The sequence below is a fragment of the Rhizobium sp. Rhizsp42 genome (genome assembly GCF_047304155.1).
In the GTDB taxonomy this organism is placed as follows: Bacteria; Pseudomonadota; Alphaproteobacteria; order Rhizobiales; family Rhizobiaceae; genus Rhizobium.
In genome coordinates this window covers 1-1,268 of sequence record NZ_JBGLYS010000101.1, presented here as the reverse complement: position 1 = coordinate 1,268, position 1,268 = coordinate 1, and the positions used below count along the sequence as shown (strand labels likewise).

Annotated in this window: 1 protein-coding gene; it reads left to right on the top strand. The window is 63.0% G+C overall.

Annotated elements, in window-relative coordinates; genetic code table 11:
• The first annotated feature begins 46 nt into the window (after nucleotides 1-46).
• On the top strand, nucleotides 47-1,129 hold the full coding sequence (locus ACCD05_RS31700) for an IS5 family transposase (RefSeq protein ID WP_413397627.1): 1,083 nt from the start codon (nucleotides 47-49) through the stop codon (nucleotides 1,127-1,129).
• Nucleotides 1,130-1,268 lie beyond the last annotated feature (139 nt).

Here is a 1,268-nt window from a genome sequence, read left to right as displayed (position 1 = left end):
CGGGAGCCGTTGCAAAATCTCACCGTTGTGATTCTCTGTCTTAGCGATGAGCGGAGATGATGCGATGTCGGTTCGGGATGGTGGCCAGTTCAGTTTCGCCGATGCGTTGATCCCTCAGGGCAAAGGGTCGGGTCGGCTGGACAAGTTGTCGTCGCTGGTGAGGTGGTACCGTTTCGAGAAGCACCTTGCGCGGCTGCGTGATGACACGGGCAAGGGCGCCGGTCGGCCCGCTTATAGACCGCTGGTGATGTTCAAGGCGCTGCTTCTGCAGTCGCTATACGGCCTCTCGGACATGGAGCTTGAGGAAGCGTTGTGCGACCGGTTGTCGTTCAAGCGTTTCGTCGGCCTTGCTCTGGATGAAGCTGTTCCGGATCACTCAACGCTGTGCCGATTTCGCAACCTTTTGATCAGCGAAGCGCTGCTGGACAAGCTGTTTGCCGAGCTCGACCGGCAGTTGGATGCCGCCGGTCTGATCCTGCGGCGTGGCACGATGCTGGATGCGACGGTGATCGAGACGACGGCGGCCCGCCCGCCTCGCGGTCGCAATGGCGACCTTGATGCCAATGCCAATGCCAATCTCGATGCCGACGCGTCCGGTTCGGACGGGGACGAGCCGGGCGATACGGGCGAGCGGTTGCCGCGTCAGGCGCCGAGCGATCCGGATGCGCGGTTCACGCGGCGCAAGGGCAAGGCAGGTTCGGCCTATGGTTACAAGGCTCATGTCGGGGTCGATGAAGGATCCGGCCTGATCCTGAGGGTCGTGACCACGCCGGCCAATGTCAACGACACCGTCGTCGCCGACCTTCTGATTACCGGCGACGAATCCTGCGTGCTGGCCGACAGCGCCTATCATACCCATGCACGCGAGAAGGCCCTGAGGAGCCAGGGCATCAAGCCGCGGCTGATGCGCCGGCCCAACCGGCATCACCGCGTCCTGCCGCCAAGGCTTGCCCGCCTCAACCGGATGATATCGAAACGTCGTGCGGCCGTTGAGACGACCTTCGCCACGCTCAAGCATCGCATGGGCCTCGGGCTGATCCGTTATCGCGGGCTCGTCAAGGCGCGGGCCCAGGTGCTGATGGCGACGATCGCCTTCAACATGCGCCGCTGGGTGACGATGGCGACGTGACCAAGGCCGAACTGCGCCCGCAAACCTGAAAACGCCAGCCTGAAGCCAACAAAAACCCCGCTCAAGGCATTGAGCGGGGAAAAGGGCAGGTCGGTTCGCCATAGAGCTGCCGCGGTCGCGTATTTTGCAACGGCTCCCA